Origin of the sequence: Pseudactinotalea sp. Z1748 (assembly GCF_049725185.1) — a bacterium.
Classification (GTDB): domain Bacteria; phylum Actinomycetota; class Actinomycetes; order Actinomycetales; family Beutenbergiaceae; genus CALKWS01.
The window spans coordinates 128,633-145,704 of sequence record NZ_JBMPQB010000004.1 but is presented as its reverse complement, the minus strand read 5'-3'; the positions used below and the strand labels follow the sequence as shown (position 1 = coordinate 145,704).

Below are 17,072 nucleotides of genomic sequence, written 5' to 3'. Positions count from 1 at the left end.
CTGCCGCCTCCTAGGAGCCCTCGGAGACCACCAGGTCGGCGTAGTCGGGATGACGCTCGATCCAGGCGGCCACGAACGGGCACACCGGATCCACCCGGCGCCCCTCGGCGCGGACCCAGTCCAGCGCCGTGCGCGCCAGGGCCGAACCCACACCGCGGCCCTCCGCGGCCGGCTCCACGACGGTGTGGCGAAGTGCCACCACGTCTGCCCGGCGCTCGTACTCCAGGCGCCCGAGGTGTTCACCACCGGCGGCGGTCGCCACGAACTGCTGCTGGTCGGATGAATGTGAGATCTGCGGATCAGCCATGACTCACCCTAGGCCGATCACGGGCTCTCCAGGAAACTCTCGGCGTTGCCGGCCGGGTCGGAGTTGCCCTGGTCGACGCCGTCCTCGGCCTGCTCATCCTGGAACAGTTCGCTGATCAGCCGGTGTGCCAACCCCGCCGGGTAGCCCTTGCGGGCGAGCATGCCCATCAGACGCCGGCGGCGCCGAGTCGGATCCAGGCCCTGGGAAGACCGGGCCTTGCGGCGCAACAGGGCCCGCGCCGCGGCCTCCTCGTCCTCGGGCTCGATCGAGCTCAACGCAGCCTCGGCATCCTCACTGCCGATGCCCTTGCGTCGCAGCTCGAGCGCCAGCGCCCTGCGGGCGAGCCCCCGCTCGGACTGACGGCTGCGCACCAGCATCTGCGCGTACTCGGCGTCGTTGATCAGGCCCACCTCGGTGAACCGGTCCAGGACCTTGGTGGCCACCGTCTCGGGGACGTCCTTCTTGGCCATCGCCTCGGCCAGTTGCGAACGGGAACGCGGGGAGTGGGTCAGCAGGCGCAGCGCGATCGCGCGCGCCACCGACTCCGCTTCCGGTTCGGAATCAACCGCCGCCGCGCCCGTGGCCGGGGGTTCACTCACCCGGCCACGGGAGGTACGCGTACCGCGCGTCAGGTCACCGGCGTCGGCTCGCTCGGAGGAAGGCATCCGATACTCAGAAGTCGACCGCCTCGGCGGACTCCGGCACCACCTCGAGTTTGATGCCCACCCCGAGTTTGGTCTTGATCTTGGTCTCGATCTCGTCGGCCAACTCGGGGTTGTCCTTCATGAAGCGGCGCACGTTCTCCTTGCCCTGGCCCAGTTGGTCACCCTCGTAGGTGTACCAGGCACCGGACTTACGCACGATCCCGTGCTCCACGCCAAGGTCGATCAACCCGCCCTCGCGGGAGATGCCCATGCCGTAGAGGATGTCGAACTCGGCCTGCTTGAACGGCGGGGCCATCTTGTTCTTCACCACCTTGGCACGGGTGCGGTTACCCACCGAATCGGTGCCCTCCTTGAGGGTCTCGATCCGGCGCACGTCGATGCGTACCGAGGAGTAGAACTTCAGCGCCTTACCGCCGGTGGTGGTCTCCGGTGAGCCGAAGAACACCCCGATCTTCTCGCGGAGCTGGTTGATGAAGATGGCGGTGGTCCCCGAGGAGGACAGCGCGCCGGTGATCTTGCGCAGCGCCTGGGACATCAGCCGGGCCTGCAGGCCCACGTGGGAGTCGCCCATCTCGCCCTCGATCTCGGCCTTGGGGACCAGGGCTGCGACGGAGTCGATCACCACGATGTCCAGGGCGCCGGAGCGGATCAGCATGTCCATGATCTCCAGGGCCTGCTCGCCGGTGTCCGGCTGGGAGACCAGCAGCGCATCGGTGTCCACCCCCAGACTCTTGGCGTACTCGGGGTCCAGGGCGTGCTCGGCGTCGATGAATGCGGCGATCCCCCCGTTCTTCTGGGCGTTGGCCACCGCGTGCAGCGCCACGGTGGTCTTACCGGAGGACTCCGGACCGTAGACCTCGACGACCCGGCCCCGCGGGAGGCCACCAATGCCCAGGGCCACGTCCAGGGCGATCGAACCGGTCGGGATGACCTCTACCGGCGGACGGGTGTCATCACCCAGCCGCATCACCGAGCCCTTGCCGTAGGCGCGGTCGATCTGGCCGAGAGCGGCTTCAAGGGCCTTCGTGCGATCTGCGTTCGTGCGATCTGCTGCGGAAACAGCCATGGTGTGTCACCTTCGGTTCTGGGCGGTCTCTCCGCCGGATGTGCAAGGGCTGGTCTGTTCGCCACCACCCTCTCCGGGTGGCTTGATGGGGCGTGGAACGAGGCTATGTCCGACCACTGACATCCGGTGCGCCGCGGATCCAGCGTGTGGATCCAGGGCCGCACCGTCCGCGTCCTGTGGACAGCCTAGGACGAACGCGTGTTCGAGGTAAGTCCGACACGCCGAACGCGCGGATTGACCACGACGCAGAGCACGATCGCGGGCCCCGCTCAGGTCAGCAGCAGCCGTTCGATCCGCCGGGTCGCGGCCCACAGACCCAGCGCGCTCATCACCGCCAGGTAGGCCACGTGCGCCCACATACCGGCGTGCACTGCTCCGGTGGTCAGGCTCCGGATCAGTTCTACCCCGTGGTACAGCGGAGTCGCCTGGACCACCCACTGCAGGGCCGGCGGATAGGTACTCAGCGGGAAGAACGTGGCGGAGAACAGGAACAGCGGCAGGATCGCCAGCTGCACGTAGTCGGCGTCATTCCATGAACGCATGTAGGTGGTGGCGGCCATGCCCACCGAGCCGAACGCCAGCCCGATCAGCGAGGCGACCGGGATCGTCAGCACCGCCCAGGCCGAGAGCACGAACCCCGACAGCGTGGCCACCAACAGGAACGCCACGGAGTACACCAACCCCCGCAACAGCGCCCAACCGATCTCCCCCACCGCGACATCGCGCGGGCTCAGCGGGGTGGTGAGCACGGAGTGATAGAGTTTGGCGTCCTTGATCTTGCCGAACACGTTGAACGTGGAGTCCATCACCGCCCCGTTCATCGCGGAGGTGGCCATCATCGCCGGGGCAACGAAGACCGCGTAGGACATCACCTCCCCGTCGACGTCGATGGTGCCCACCAGCGTCCCGATGCCGACCCCGAGGGCGAACAGGTAGAACACCGGCTCGAGGAAGCCGGAGACATAGGTGAACACCGCCCGGCCGGCCGCCCGCGCGTTGCGTTCGACCAGTGCCCACGGCCGCAGCAGCAGCGCGATCATCACACCACCATCCGCTTGGTCAGTCGGCGCACCGCGAGGGCATAGCCGACGGCGATCATCGCCACCAGCACGGCCAGATGCACCCCGAACCGCCACGGTTCCAACCACAGCGGGGAGTCCGGCCCCAGCCCGAACGCCCGGGTCAGCGCCACCGCGTGGGTCAGCGGCGACACCCATGCCACCGCCTGCAGACCGGTGGGCAACTGCTCCAGGGGGAAGAACGTCCCGGAGAACAGGAACATCGGCATGATGACGAAGCGCTGCAGGATATTGAAGCCCTGCCCGGAGTCGGTGATCCCGGCGGAGTAGGCGAAGGTGCAGGCCGCGAAGCCCATCCCGGTCAGCACGGCCACCACGACGACGGCGGGCACCCACGCCCCGCTCATCGCCCCCAACGCAGTGGCCACCGCGGTGAAGACCCCGGCCACCATCGTCATCCGGATCAGGATGTAGACCAGTTGCCCGCGCACCAGGTCCACCACCCTGATCGGGGTGGCCAGCATCGCGTAGTAGTTGTAGGTCCACTTGATCGGCGCCAGCACGTTGTAGGTGGCCTCCCCGGAGCCGGTCATCATCGTCTGGGCCGCGACCAGCCCGGTGGCCACGAACGCGACGTAGGCCACGCCGTTGATCGCGCTGCCGCCGGGGCCATCCACCAGCGACCCGAGCCCATAGCCCAGGCCGGCCAGGTACAGCAGCGGGGCCAGGAAGGAGGAGACCACGGTGGAGGGCCAGATCCGTCGGTAGCGCATCAACCAGTACGTCAGCACCGCCCGCCAGCCGGAGAACGAGGACGAGGAGACCGGGCGCCTCGGATCGGTAGGCAGGCTCGCGCCGGCACCGGGGGCACCTTCCGGGCTGGTCATTCGATCAGGCTCCGCCCGGTCAGCCGCAGGAAGACGTCCTCCAGGCTGGACCGGCGCACCAGCGTGGCCGCCGGGTGGATGCCGCGTGCGGTCACCGTCTCCAGGGCCGCGTCGCCGTCGTGGACGTAGAGCAGGACCCGGTCGGCGAGCACCTCGACGCGATCGGCGAGATCGCGCACCCGGCCGACGACGTCGTCGTCGTGTTCGGCGAACCGCAGTTCCAGCACCTCCCGGGAGGCGTGCTGGGCGATCAGGGAGCGCGGTGAACCCTCGGCCACGATCCGTCCGGCGTCCATCACCACCAGTCGGTCGCAGAGTTGTTCGGCCTCGTCCATGTAGTGAGTGGTCAGCACCAGGGTGACCCCGGAGCGCTTGAGCTGGAAGAGGCGCTGCCACAGGTTGTGCCGGGCCTGCGGGTCCAACCCGGTGGTGGGCTCATCCAGCAGCAGCAGGCGCGGTTCGTTGATCAGGGCGCGGGCGATGGTCAGGCGCCGCTTCATCCCGCCGGACAGGCTCTCGACGACGGCGTCGGCCTTGTGGGTCAGATCGGCGAACTCCAGCAGCGGGCCGGCCCGGCGGGCGGCTTCGGCGCGGGACAGCCCGAAGTAGCGGCCGTACACGAGGAGGTTCTCGGCGACCTTGAGTTCGGTGTCCAGCCAGTCCTGCTGCGGGACCACGCCCAGTTGGGCGCGGATGTCCGGACCGTCGCCGGCCGGGTCCATCCCGAGCACGCGCAGGGTGCCGCCGCTCACCGGCGAGGTGCAACCGATCATCCGCATCGCCGAGGTCTTGCCCGCCCCGTTCGGTCCCAGGAAGCCGAAGGACTCCCCCGCCTCCACCGTGACGTCGATGCCATCCACGGCGGTGAAGTCACCGAAGGTCTTGACCAGGTTGCGGGCTTCGATGAGGGGCATGCCTGGCACTGTAGGACATCGCAGAATTACTAGCACCCTATCTTGCTTGCCTGGGGCGTCAGCGCCATGCCGGGTATCCGGGCAGGTCCAGCGCGCCGTTCCCACCCCACTCCCGCAGCGCCCTGGTGATCGCCTCATCGGCCGCCGCGGCGGTATCGGGGAAGTCATCGGCGGCCTCGGCGATCACCTGGCGCCACCGGCTCACCAGCAGTTGGCGGTGATTCGGCGCAAGCGCACCGGCGGGTCCGATGCTGGCCACCTTGGTCCGGGCCGAAGGAAGCAGCCACGCGGCCGAGACCACGGTGAAGATGACGACGGCGGCGCGCACCTGAGCGGGCCAGTGCGGGTCGGTCGCGAGTTGGGGAAGCTGCCGCGACGCGCCCGCGGTGAACTCGGCCAGCATCGCCTCGCGCAAGCCCGACGGCGGGGTGAACACGCACCAGCAACTGCTGAACGGCTGCAGTGCGTAGGCGGCGTCGATGGCTACCGGATGTACCGCGGTGCCCTCGGTATCCAGGAAGCGCACCGCACGTTCGGTCAGCACCGCGTTGTCCGGGCAGGTGTCTCCGGCTGAGATCACCTCGCGGGTGGAGTCGCCGAGCAGTGCTGTGAATGCCTCGGAGACCTCGGCCCGCGCCGCCTCGGCATGACGCACGCCCCAGTCCGCCATCGCATCGAGCCCAGCGTCCGGCAGGGCGGCCATCAGGCGGCGGTTGGTCTCCTCGGCCGGGCCCAGGTCGGCGCGGAACTGCTGCAGCACGTAAGGGTCGGCCATCACGTGGCCGCCCAGCGCCCGGGCCCAGCGCAGGCAGGCAGTCCAGGCCGCACCCGGGTCGTCACCCACGAGCAGGTCCGCCAGGGTGGGGGCGGCGCCGATGTCCTCCATCACCAAGGTGGTGTTCGGGGCGTCCTCAGCGAGCAGGGCCGGGGTACCCGGCAGGTAGCGCAGCCCGGCGCGTTCGCGCAGGAAGCCCTCGGTGTGCGGGCCCGCGCCGGCATCGGCTTCGTCCGGGGAGCCACCCTCCGGGGCCAGAAAGGTCTTGACGACCACGCTGCTCCCCCACTGCGCCGGTGCCTGGTTCACCCGGTGCCGGCTCACCCGGGAGCGAGCGGAGCCACCCAGTTCGGTGCCGGGAGCCAGGTCGATGTCGTCGGGAAGATTCGGCGGGAGCACGGTGGACATCGGTTTACCCTAGGACAGCGACGGAAGCCGGATGTGCGGATTCGCCGCGTGAGATTACCGCTTGCGCGCCTGAGGTTGGCGGTGGTGCCAACGCACGTGCTCGGGCAGGTCGTTGACCACGCAGATCGCCGACCAGACCTCCCGTGGGGACGTGCCCTGGTCCAGGGCCTCCTGCGCGGTCCGCCCACCCAGTGGCCCCAGCACCATGTCCTTGGCCAGCGATGCGGCGTAGCTGCCGAAGGTGTCGGTCATGGCGGACCAGAATTCCGAGTGCTTCACCCGCCCAGCGTAATATCACCCGGGATGAGTACCGCACTGACCTGGCTGCCCGCACTGGACCACCCCGAGTTCATCGCCGATCCCGTCAGCGCCGCCCTGCGGCAGTGGCCCGATGGCGACGCCGAGGCCGTCCAGGTGGCCGAGATCGACCCTGCGATCGCCGACACCGCCGCCCTGGTCGCCGCGACCGACATCACCCTGGAGTCCAGCGCCAACTGCCTGGTGGTGCGGGCCAGGCGGTCCGGCACCGAGACCCTGGCCGCCGTCCTGGTCCTGGCTACCACGAAGGCGGACATCAACACCGCGATCCGCAAGACGCTCGGGGCGCGCAAGTGCTCCTTCATGTCGATGCACGCCGCCGTGGAGGCCACCGGGATGGAGTACGGCGGCATCACTCCGATCGGACTCCCGCAGGACTGGGCGCTACTGATCGATGAGCGGGTGGTGGCTCAGGACCAGATCGTGATCGGCTCGGGGGTGCGCCGATCCAAAGTGCGGATGCCCGGCCCACTCGCGCAACAGTTGCCCGGGGCCCAGGTGATCACCGACCTCGCGGTGCCGATCGCCTGAGCCTCGGCCGGGGTCTCCGGGCAGGGTGTCGGTACCTACCGTCACAATAGGGCGGTGAGCGGATCCACTGAGCGCGTCCCGGACCCGGGCACCCTCCCGCGGGAGACCACGGCGCCCCTGACCGGGTTCAGCGAGCCGACGACGGCGTGGTTCTCCTCCGCATTCGCCGCGCCGACCGCCGCACAGTCCCAGGCGTGGGAGGCGATCGCCTCCGGCGATCACGCCCTCGTCGTCGCCCCGACCGGGTCGGGGAAGACGCTTGCGGCGTTCCTGGCCGCGCTGGACGGGTTGCTCACCGGCCCGGACCCGGCCGACCCGGGCCTGCGGTGCAAAGTGCTCTATGTGTCCCCGCTCAAGGCACTGGCCGCCGACGTGGAGCGCAACCTGCGCTCACCGTTGGTGGGAATCACCCAGGCCGCCCAGGCCCACGGTCGCTCGGTACGCGAAGTTCAGGTGGGCGTGCGCACCGGGGACACTCCGGCGGCGCAGCGTCGGGCCTTCGCCACCAGGCCCACCGACATCCTGATCACCACTCCGGAGTCGTTGTTCCTCATCCTCACCTCCGCGGCGCGGGAGGGGCTGCGGGGTGTACAGCAGGTGATCCTCGATGAGGTGCACGCCCTGGCCGGCAACAAGCGCGGTGCGCATCTCGCGTTGTCGTTGGAGCGGCTCGATGTGCTCACCGAGCGCCCGGTGCAGCGGATCGGACTGTCGGCCACGGTCCGTCCGCCCGAGGTGGTCGCGCGGTACCTGGCCGGGGCACGCCCGATCGCCGAGGGTGGGCGCGAGGTGCGGGTGGTGGCCCCGCGCATCGCGAAGGTCCTGGACATCGACGTGACCGTCCCGGTGCCGGACCTGTCCGACATCGGCGGGGCACCGAGCAGTGCCGACCCACCGTCCACCGGCGGGGACGAGGAACTGGACCTGTCCGGGTCCGCAGCCGGGCGGCTCCCGGAACTGACCCGCCCGGGCGGAGGGCAGGCCAACTCGATCTGGCCGCACGTGACCGAGCGGATCACAGACTTGATCAACGTCCACCGGGCCACGATCGTGTTCACCAACTCCCGCCGGGGCGCGGAGCGGTTGGCAGCCCGGATCAATGAGTGCCAGGCCCGGCGGCTCGGCCTGGACGATCCCGACCCCGGTGCCGATCAGCCGGCGCAGACACCCGGCCAGTCCGGCTCCCGCACCGACGTACCGCCCGAGGCGGTGATCGCCGCGGCTCACCACGGCTCGATGAGCCGCGAGGAGCGCGTCCGGATCGAGTCCGCCCTGAAATCGGGGACGCTTCCCGCGGTGGTTGCTACGAGCTCACTGGAACTGGGGATCGACATGGGCGCGGTCGACTTGGTGGTCCAGGTCGGTGCCCCGCCGTCGGTGGCCTCGGCGTTGCAGCGCATCGGTCGGGCCGGACACCAGGTCGGGGAGGTCTCCCGCGGGGTGGTCATGCCGACCCACCGCGGTGACCTACTGGCTGCGGTGACCACGGCCGCGCGGGCCGGGACCGGGCAGATCGAGCAGGTGCACATCCCGGCCAACCCACTGGACGTGCTCGCCCAGCAGGTGGTGGCCGCCACCGCGGTGCAGGACTGGGACGAGGCCGAACTTGTGGCGTTGGTACGCCGAGCAACTCCCTTCACCGGTCTCACCGACGGGGTATGGCGTGCGGTGCTGGACATGCTCTCCGGGCGCTATCCGAGTGAGGACTTCGCCGAACTGCGGCCCCGGCTGGTGTGGGACCGTCGCAGTCGGACCCTGACAGCCCGCCCGGGCGCGCTCCGCCTGGCGGCCACCTCCGGGGGCACCATTCCCGATCGTGGGCTGTACGGGGTCTACCTCGTGGGGGAACAGGACCCGCGCCGCGGCGGCAAGCGGGTGGGAGAGTTGGACGAGGAGATGGTGTTCGAGTCCCGCGTCGGGGACACCTTCACCCTCGGCTCGAGCACCTGGCGCATCGAGGACATCACACCCGACCGGGTCCTGGTCTCCCCAGCCCCGGGCCTGCCGGGTCGACTGCCCTTCTGGAAGGGTGACGCCCCGCCCCGCCCGGCCGAGCTGGGCCGAGCCCACGGGGAGATGATCCGCCACCTCGCCACCGACACCGACGGCGCCCACGCCCGGGCGGGGCTGGCCGGCCTGGACGACTGGGCGCGACAGAACCTGCTGACCTACATCGGTGAGCAGGAGCAGTCCACCGGGGCCTTACCGACCGACCGCACGATCGTGGCCGAGCACTTCCGCGACGAGTTGGGTGACTGGAGAATCGCGATCCACTCCCCCTACGGCGCGGCGGTGCACGCGCCCTGGGCGTTGGTGCTCAGCGCCCGGCTGCAGGAGCGGTTCGGCCTGGACGCCCAGGTGATGCACGCCGATGACGGGATCGTGCTGCGATTGCCCGAGACCACCTGGGCCGAGGATGAGGCACGCAGCCCGCTGGACGTTGGCGAGTTGTTGTTGGCGCCGGAGGATGTGCACGCCGATGTGCTCAGCGCCCTGACCTCCTCGGCGCACTTCGCCGCTCGGTTCCGGGAGGCGGCGGCTCGCTCACTGCTCCTGCCCCGCCGCCGCCCGGACCGGCGCCAGCCGTTGTGGCAGCAGCGTCAGCGCAGTGCCCAGTTGCTCTCGGTGGCGGGCCGGTTCGCCGATTTCCCGGTGGTCCTGGAGGCGGTGCGGGAGTGCTTGCAGGACGACTTCGATATCACCGCCCTGACGGACCTGATGCGCGCCCTGGACCGGCGGGAGGTGCGCCTGGTGGAGGTGCAGACTCCCCAGCCCTCCCCCTTCGCCCAGTCCCTGGTGTTCGGGTATATCGCGCAGTTCCTGTACGAGGGTGACGCGCCACTGGCTGAGCGCCGTGCCGCAGCGCTGACCCTCGATGCCCGGCTGCTGACGGAACTGCTCGGCGAGGGTGCCGAGGTGGCCGAACTGCTCGACGTCGACGCGCTGAGTTCGGTGGAGGTCGAGGTGGGTCTACGCACCGAGACGACCCGGGCCCGCGACCTCGAGGCCCTGGTGGACCTGATCAGGCGACTCGGGCCGGTGCCGCAGGACGAACTCACCGCGCGCAGTGCCACGCCGCACGACGTACCCGGCTGGCTGGCGGACCTGGCCGCCGCCCGGCGGGTGCTGCCGGTGCGCGTAGCCGGGCAGGACCAGTGGGTGATCGCCGAGGACGCCGGCCGTGTCCGCGACGCGTTGGGGGTGGCGCTTCCCCCAGGGCTGCCCGAGGACTTCACCGCCCCGGCGCCCGAGGCTCTCCTGGATCTGGTGCGCCGGCACGCTCGCACCCACGGTCCGTTCCGCGCCGGCGAGGTGGCGCAGCGGTTCGGCCTGGGCGTGGCCACGCTCACCCCCGCGTTGACCGCACTGACCGACCAGGGGGTGCTCGCTGCCGGAACGCTGCGTCCGGCGCAGGCCCATACCGCGGCCAGTGCGGCGATGGCCGGGCCGGACTATTGCGACGCCCAGGTGCTGCGCAGGATCCGGCGCCGGTCGCTGGCGGCGCTGCGCGCCGAGGTAGAGCCGGTGCCCGCCGCGGCGCTGGGAATCTTCTCCCCGCGCTGGCACCAGATCGGACGGTTGCGCGGGGTGGAGGGCGTGCTCAGCACGGTGGAACAACTGGCCGGCAGCCCGATCGCCGCCTCGGCATGGGAGTCCCTGGTGCTGCCGGCCCGGGTGAGCGACTACCGCCCGGCGATGCTCGATGAACTCACCGCCTCCGGGGAGGTGGTCTGGGTGGGGGCCGGCGCCGGACCGGGCAGCGATGGCCTGCTCGCCCTGCTGCCGGCCGAGGCTGTTGCGGAACTGGCGCCCCCGCCCGATGACGACGCCGCCCACGGCCGGGTGCATCGGGCCGTCCTGGAGGCGCTGGCAGGTGGGGGCGGAGTGTTCTTCCGGGATCTGGTCGCCGGTGTGCGTTCGGCCTCGCCCGCACCGGAGGAGGACGGTGACGACCAGGAGCTCGCGCAGGTCAGCACCGAGGAGGTGGTACGGGCCCTGTGGGACCTGGCCTGGGCCGGCCATCTGACGAATGACTCCCTGGCGCCGCTGCGCGTGTGGATGTCGGCGGGCGGCGCCCGGCCCGGCACCCATGTCGCCGGCCGGCGGCCCGCCCGGCCGCGGTCGCTGCGGGCCGGGGCGTTGCGTGCAGCAGGCTTCGGGGCAGGCGGCCGGCACACCGGCGGCGCGGTGCCCACGCCTCCTTCCGCGATCGGACGGTGGTCGGCGGTACCGGAACGGGCTCCAACGCCCGAGCGGGCCGTCGCCGCGGTGCTGTCGCTGGTGGATCGGGACGGCGTACTGACCCGTGGCGCGGTCGGGACCCGGGTGCCGGGCGGGTTCTCCGCGGCCTACCGGGTGCTGGCCGAGGCGGAGCAGGGCGGTCAGGTGCGTCGGGGGTACTTCGTGGAGGGCCTGGGGGCTGCCCAGTTCGCCCTGGCTGAGTGCGTGGAGCGGCTGCGTGCCGATGCGGCCGAGGTGGAGCGTGATCGTGGGCAGGCAGTGCTGCTGGCTGCCACCGATCCTGCGCAGCCCTACGGCGGTGCGCTGGCGTGGCCGGAGACGGTCACCACCACGGCTACCGGACACCGGCCGGGCCGGAAGGTGGGGGCCAGCGTGGTGCTGGTGGACGGCCGGTTGGTGCTGTACCTGGAACGCGGAGCCAGGAGCCTGCTCTCCTTCACCTCCGCTCCCGCGGCGCTGCAGGCCGCGGCGACTGAACTGGCCCGGTGGGCCGGCGACGGAGCGCTGGGCAGGTTCACGGTGCAGCGCGCAGACGGCGCCGACGCCCTCACCGAACGGAGCCCGCTGGTAGCGGCCCTGACCGAGGCGGGTTTCATCGCCACCCCACGTGGGCTCCGGCTGCGCGCGGGCTCGGGACTGTCGGGGAGCTCGGGTGCCCGAGGGTGACGTCGTGGCCCGAGTGGCGCGCCACCTCACCCGGGCACTGACGACGGGACCGTTGGTGCGTGCCGAACTACGCTGGCCGGGCCTGGGCGATGCCGACCTTACGGGTCAGCAGGTGAGCGAATGCCTCGGCTACGGCAAGCACCTGTTCATCCGCACCGGGAACGGCTGGAGCCTGCACACCCACCTGCGCATGGATGGCACCTGGCGGGTGCGGCGCACCGCCAGCCCGCCCGAAGCGCTCCGAGGTCGTTGGATCCGTGCGGTGCTCGCCACTGCGCGGTGGACCTGTGTGGGTTCGCATCTGGGCATGATGGACCTGGTGCGTGCTCGCGACGAGCGCCGGCTCATCGCGCACCTGGGACCGGACCTGATGGCGAAGCACCCAGACCTGGATGGGGCCGCGCGGAATCTGCATGCCCAAGGCTCCCGTGGGGTCGGTGAGTCGTTGCTGGACCAACGGGTGGCGGCCGGGATGGGCACCATCTACATGGCCGAGACACTGTGGGAACACCGGCTCAGCCCGTGGTTACCCGCCGACCGGGTGCCAGATCCCCGCGCGCTGTACGCCACGGCGTCGTTCCTCATGCGTCGCAGCGCCGACGCACCCGAACTGACCGCCACCGGGCACCTGGGAGCGGGACTGGGCACCCACGTGCACGACCGGGCCGGGAAACCCTGCCGGCGCTGTGGTGAGATGATTGCCGTGGCCGAGGTTGCTGCGCCACCGTTGGCACGGCCGGCGTTCTACTGTCCGGGTTGTCAGGAACTCAGGCGAGCGGGGGCCGGGTATTGAGGTTGCGGGGGGATCCCATCCTGCCACCACACCTGTGGGTGCAGCGCATGATGCGGTGGGCGGGGAACCGGTCCGGGACGAGGGCTGAGCCCGGGCTCAGACGCCGGCGAGGTCTTCCTGGCCGAACTGCTCGGCCATGGCCATCTGCTCGGCGAAACTGACCGGGACCGTGTCCGGAACGGCGATCCCCTCGACCAGCGCGATGCGGTCGGAGACTTCCCGCAGCACCACCGACAACGGCACGCTCAATGCCGAGGCGATGGAGTTGAGCAACTCCGAGGAGGCTTCCTTCTGTCCGCGCTCGACCTCGGAGAGGTAACCGAGGGAAACCTGGGCGGCCGAGGAGACCTCGCGAAGGGTGCGGCCCTGGCGCTGGCGGATGTCGCGAAGGACATCACCGATTTCTCTGCGAAGAACCACCATGGTGCGTCCCTCCTCTCTCGCCTGCATCGAACTCTTGGATGTGTGTGCCGGTGTTGCAGTATTACCGTACCCCGAGATCGCCCGTGGCACCGTCCGGGGAGTGGACGGACGGCCGGCCGGGCGCCTGGAGCGCGGAGAGTGCATACGTGTGATCATTACTTGCTTCAACGCCCGGGCGCATCTTGTTTGTTCCCGGTGGGCCGGATCGCCGCGGCGCCGAGCGCCAGCGCCAGGTCCACCGAGGACGCGCGCAACTGCTCCCGACCCCCGGCGAGTCGGTAGTGCCGTACCCAGACGCCGCCCGGATGAGCACAGGCCAGATAGATCGTGCCGACTCCCTGCCCGTCCTGGCCGGCCGGGCCGGCCACGCCGGTGGTAGCCAGGGTGAGGTCGGTGCCAAGCAGTTGCGCTGCCCCGGTAGCCATCTGCGCGGCCACCAGCGGATGCACCGGTCCGTGCGCCGCGAGCAGACCAGCGTCCACCCCGAGCAGATCCCGCTTGACGTCGGTGGCGTAACTGACAACCGAGCCCCGGAAGGTCGCCGAGGCGCCCGGGACCTGCACGATCCGGTCGGCGAGCAGCCCACCGGTGAGGGACTCAGCCGCGCCCAGGCTCCAACAGGCCGCGCCCAGCCGAGCCAGGAGCGTCGCGGCCGGGTTCTCCGCCGTCTGACCGATCATGGGCCCGCTACTGCGCGGTGGCACCACTCCGGGCCACCTTGATGGCTCGGATGACGTAGTCCAGCCCGGTGACCACGGTAACCAGCACCGCGGCCAGCATCACGACGAACGCAGCGGTCTCGATCCAACCGCCGAGGGTGGCGCCGAGGAGGCCGACCGCGGGCAGGATCATCAGGGCGATGAAGATCACCTGCATGACCGTCTTGAGCTTGCCGCCCTTGGAGGCTGCCATCACCCACCGGCGCACCATGATGAATCGCAGGATGGTGATCGCTGCCTCCCGGACGATGATCGTGATCGTGGCCCACCAGGGCAGGTCACCGAGCATCGAGAGCATGATGATCGCACCACCGACGAGCATCTTGTCCGCGAACGGGTCGGCGATCTTCCCGAAGTTGGTCACCAGGTTGCGCGCCCGCGCGATCGAGCCGTCCAGTTTGTCCGTCAGCGCGGCGAGCAGGAACACCGCCAGCGCACCAACCCGCGACCAGGTGGTGTCCTGCCACAGCAGCACCATGAAGAAGGGGACCATGACGATGCGGAGCATCGTGAGCATGTTCGGCAGGTTCCAGACCTGGCCGGCATGAGGATTGACCGGTTCACTCGTCACCCGCCCAGGGTAGGGGAGATTCACAGGCTCAGCGGCCGGTGAGTTCCCAGGCATCGGTGGAGTCGGCGTCGGAGGCCTCGTCGTCGTCGTCGGTGGCCTGCGCGTACTCTGCGGCCTGCACGCCGGTGTCCTCATGGGACGTCTGGTGCGGCTCGGCGTCGAATGGGACATCGCCGTCGGACCCGGGGCCGGGCCCGTCGCCGCGCAGCATCGCCAGGGTGGAGGGCAGGTCATCGGGAACCACGAGCACATCGCGTGCCTTGGAACCCTCCGACGGCCCCACGATCTCGCGGGATTCCAACAGGTCCATCAACCGGCCGGCTTTGGCGAAGCCCACCCGGAGTTTGCGCTGCAGCATCGAGGTGGAGCCGAACTGGGTGGAGACCACCAGTTCGGCGGCCTGCAGCAGCAGGTCGAGATCATCGCCGATGTCCTCATCGATCTGCTTCTTGGCCGCCGCGACCGTCACGTCCTCACGGTAGGTCGGCTTGAGTTGGCCCTTGACGTGATCGACCACGCCGTGGACCTCGGACTCACTGACCCAGGCCCCCTGCACACGCATCGGCTTGGAAGCGCCCATCGGCAAGAACAGGGCATCACCCTGGCCGATCAGTTTCTCCGCGCCGGGCTGGTCCAGCACCACCCGGGAGTCGGTCACCGAGGAGGTGGCGAACGCCAGCCGGGAGGGGACGTTGGCCTTGATGAGTCCGGTGACCACATCGACACTGGGACGCTGGGTGGCCAGCACCAGGTGGATCCCGGCTGCCCGGGCCAGTTGGGTGATGCGCTGGATGGAGGCCTCCACATCGCGCGGGGCCACCATCATCAGGTCGGCCAACTCATCGACGATCACCAGCAGATACGGGTACGGGGCGAGTTTTCGCTCACTGCCCGGCAGGGGGGTGACCTTGCCGGAGCGCACTCCGGCGTTGAAGTCATCGATGTGCTTGTAGCCGAACGTGGCCAGGTCGTCGTAGCGGGTGTCCATCTCCCGCACCACCCAGTCCAGCGCCTCGGCAGCCTTCTTCGGGTTGGTGATGATCGGGGTGATCAGGTGCGGGATGCCCTCGTAGATGGTCAACTCCACCCGCTTGGGGTCCACCAGCACCATCCGCACCTCCTCCGGGGTGGCGCGCATCATGATCGAGGTGATCATCGAGTTCACGAAGACAGACTTACCCGCACCGGTGGCACCGGCGACCAGGATGTGCGGCATCTTGGCCAGGTTGGCCACCACGTAGCCACCCTCGACGTCCTTGCCCACGCCCACCACCATCGGGTGCTCATTGCGGCGGGCCGGCCCGGAGCGCAGCACGTCCCCGAGGGAGACCGTCTCGCGGTCGGTGTTCGGGATCTCGATCCCGATGGCCTTCTTGCCCGGGATCGGGGAGAGGATACGCACATCGGCGCTGGCCACCGCGTAGGCGATGTTCTTGCTCAGCGCGGTGACGCGTTCCACCTTCACACCCGACCCCAGTTCCACCTCGTACCGGGTTACCGTGGGCCCGCGGGTGAACCCGGTGACCTCGGCGTCCACGTCGAAGTCGGTGAGCACCGTGGTCAAGGCCTGCACCACCCGGTCGTTGGCCTCCGAGCGGGTCTTGTGCGGGGCGCCCCGGGCGAGCATGTCGTCGGTGGGCAGGGTGTAGGTCAGGTCCGGCGTGAGCATCAACTGCTCAGCGCGCGGTGGTAGCGCACGGGTGGGAGGCGGTTCGATGACCTCGGTGCCCTCGGCCTCGGTGGGTGCCGAGGCGGTCGCCTTCGCCGCAGCGGCCTTGGCCGGCTTCTTCTTCCCGGCCGGAGCACCGGCCCCGGAGACGGACGCGGCACCGGTGCGGGCCTCATCGGTGTCATGGGGATGGCTGAATGCCTCATCGCCCGCGAAGGCGCCGGGGTCGGGCGCCGATCCAGCGCCCTTCCTGCGGCCACGACGGCGACCGGCGCCGCCTGCGGACGCATCCGGACCGGCGCCGTCCGCGCCGTGCGGGGAGCCCGCATCCTCGGTGACATCCGCACCGGTGAGCCACTGCCAGGCTTGCACGAACCGGCGCGGAATGGCCGCCACCGGGGTGGCGGTCACCACGAGCAGGCCGAAGACCGCCAGCAGTACCAGCAGCGGAATGCTCACGTAGGTGCTCAGGGCGAGCGACAGCGGGTAGGCGGCCACGTAGCCGAGCAGACCGCCGGCGCTGAACATCTGTGGCCAATCCGGGGGGCTCGGTAGTCCGCGCGCCACGTGGATCAGACCGCTGACCGCCATGGTCAGGGCACCCAGGCCCACGGTGATCCGTCCGTTCACCTCCCCGCGTTCGGGGTGGCGCATCAGCCGGACCGCCATGAACAGCAGGATCAGCGGGATGACGGCGGCCAGCACCCCCACCGAGCCGGCGACCGCGGCGTGGATGGCGTCCCCGGCCGCGCCGGAGAGGCCGAACCACACCCGCACCGCGATGATGACCGCCAGGCCCAGCAGCAGGAACGCCAGGCCGTCACGCCGATGAGCCGGATCCAGCCCCTTGGCGCTGGATCCGATCGACCGGGCGGCACCGCCGACGACGTGGGCGGTGCCCATCCAGATCCCACGCAGCATCCGCACCGGCAGGGAACGCGTGGGTTCCGAACCCTCACCCTTGGACGCGGTGTCCCTCGTCGCGGTGGTACGCGAGGCCGTCGCTGTCTTCTTCCTACGTCCTGGTGGGGCTGACCGTCCGGGGGAAGTCGTCCGGGTCGCCATGGTGCCTGCTGTCCTCCTGCCCTCGGGCATCGCT

15 protein-coding genes are annotated in these 17,072 nt (G+C 70.2%); 3 read left to right on the top strand and 12 right to left on the bottom strand.

Going from position 1 to position 17,072, the window contains the following annotated elements; genetic code table 11:
• Positions 1-10: 10 nt before the first annotated feature.
• From ACO0LU_RS10700 to ACO0LU_RS10665, 8 genes are all read right to left on the bottom strand, one after another.
• Positions 11-307 carry a GNAT family N-acetyltransferase gene (locus tag ACO0LU_RS10700; RefSeq protein WP_424791349.1) on the bottom strand — a complete coding sequence of 99 codons (297 nt, stop codon included), beginning with the start codon at positions 305-307 and terminating at the stop codon, positions 11-13.
• Positions 308-324: 17 nt separating this feature from the next.
• Positions 325-972, bottom strand: a complete 648-nt coding sequence (locus tag ACO0LU_RS10695; protein WP_424791348.1) for a regulatory protein RecX — start codon at positions 970-972, stop codon at positions 325-327.
• Between the two features lie 7 nt (positions 973-979).
• Entirely contained in the window at positions 980-2,038 is a 1,059-nt protein-coding gene (gene recA / locus ACO0LU_RS10690) for a recombinase RecA (RefSeq protein WP_424791347.1), read from the bottom strand.
• 269 nt (positions 2,039-2,307) lie between these two features.
• Positions 2,308-3,078 carry an ABC transporter permease gene (locus ACO0LU_RS10685; RefSeq protein WP_424791346.1) on the bottom strand — a complete coding sequence of 257 codons (771 nt, stop codon included), beginning with the start codon at positions 3,076-3,078 and terminating at the stop codon, positions 2,308-2,310.
• Positions 3,078-3,944: an ABC transporter permease gene (locus ACO0LU_RS10680; protein ID WP_424791345.1), complete on the bottom strand. Its 867-nt coding sequence runs from the start codon at positions 3,942-3,944 to the stop codon at positions 3,078-3,080. The genes ACO0LU_RS10685 and ACO0LU_RS10680 overlap by 1 nt, the downstream gene beginning before the upstream one ends.
• A complete protein-coding gene (locus ACO0LU_RS10675; protein ID WP_424791344.1) occupies positions 3,941-4,858 on the bottom strand; it encodes an ABC transporter ATP-binding protein in 918 nt (305 codons plus the stop codon). Before ACO0LU_RS10675 ends, ACO0LU_RS10680 begins: the two co-directional genes overlap by 4 nt.
• Before the next feature lie 58 nt (positions 4,859-4,916).
• On the bottom strand, positions 4,917-6,041 hold the full coding sequence (locus ACO0LU_RS10670) for a hypothetical protein (protein ID WP_424791343.1): 1,125 nt from the start codon (positions 6,039-6,041) through the stop codon (positions 4,917-4,919).
• Between the two features lie 54 nt (positions 6,042-6,095).
• The gene (locus ACO0LU_RS10665) at positions 6,096-6,320 is read right to left on the bottom strand and encodes a DUF3046 domain-containing protein (RefSeq protein WP_424791342.1); all 225 of its coding nucleotides are present in this window, start codon (positions 6,318-6,320) and stop codon (positions 6,096-6,098) included.
• 24 nt (positions 6,321-6,344) lie between these two features.
• Between ACO0LU_RS10665 and ACO0LU_RS10660 the strand changes: the two genes are divergently transcribed.
• From ACO0LU_RS10660 to ACO0LU_RS10650, 3 genes are read left to right on the top strand one after another with little or no spacing between them, the layout of a single operon-like run.
• The gene (locus ACO0LU_RS10660; protein ID WP_424791341.1) at positions 6,345-6,890 is read left to right on the top strand and encodes a YbaK/EbsC family protein; all 546 of its coding nucleotides are present in this window, start codon (positions 6,345-6,347) and stop codon (positions 6,888-6,890) included.
• A gap of 54 nt (positions 6,891-6,944) precedes the next feature.
• A complete protein-coding gene (locus ACO0LU_RS10655) occupies positions 6,945-11,798 on the top strand; it encodes a DEAD/DEAH box helicase (RefSeq protein ID WP_424791340.1) in 4,854 nt (1,617 codons plus the stop codon).
• Positions 11,785-12,591 (top strand): DNA-formamidopyrimidine glycosylase family protein, encoded by an 807-nt coding sequence (locus ACO0LU_RS10650; protein WP_424791339.1) that lies wholly within the window; start codon positions 11,785-11,787, stop codon positions 12,589-12,591. Before ACO0LU_RS10655 ends, ACO0LU_RS10650 begins: the two co-directional genes overlap by 14 nt.
• 96 nt (positions 12,592-12,687) lie before the next feature.
• On the opposite strand, the gene ACO0LU_RS10645 is transcribed toward ACO0LU_RS10650, so the two are convergent.
• The 4 genes from ACO0LU_RS10645 to ACO0LU_RS10630 form a co-directional block, all read right to left on the bottom strand.
• Positions 12,688-13,014: a helix-turn-helix domain-containing protein gene (locus tag ACO0LU_RS10645; protein ID WP_424787976.1), complete on the bottom strand. Its 327-nt coding sequence runs from the start codon at positions 13,012-13,014 to the stop codon at positions 12,688-12,690.
• Between the two features lie 164 nt (positions 13,015-13,178).
• A complete protein-coding gene (locus tag ACO0LU_RS10640) occupies positions 13,179-13,694 on the bottom strand; it encodes a CinA family protein (RefSeq protein ID WP_424791338.1) in 516 nt (171 codons plus the stop codon).
• Between the two features lie 7 nt (positions 13,695-13,701).
• Positions 13,702-14,304, bottom strand: coding sequence for a CDP-diacylglycerol--glycerol-3-phosphate 3-phosphatidyltransferase (gene pgsA, locus ACO0LU_RS10635; RefSeq protein WP_424791337.1), 603 nt, complete (start codon positions 14,302-14,304; stop codon positions 13,702-13,704).
• A 28-nt stretch (positions 14,305-14,332) separates the two neighbouring features.
• The gene (locus ACO0LU_RS10630) at positions 14,333-16,894 is read right to left on the bottom strand and encodes a DNA translocase FtsK 4TM domain-containing protein (RefSeq protein ID WP_424791336.1); all 2,562 of its coding nucleotides are present in this window, start codon (positions 16,892-16,894) and stop codon (positions 14,333-14,335) included.
• Positions 16,895-17,072: the final 178 nt, after the last annotated feature.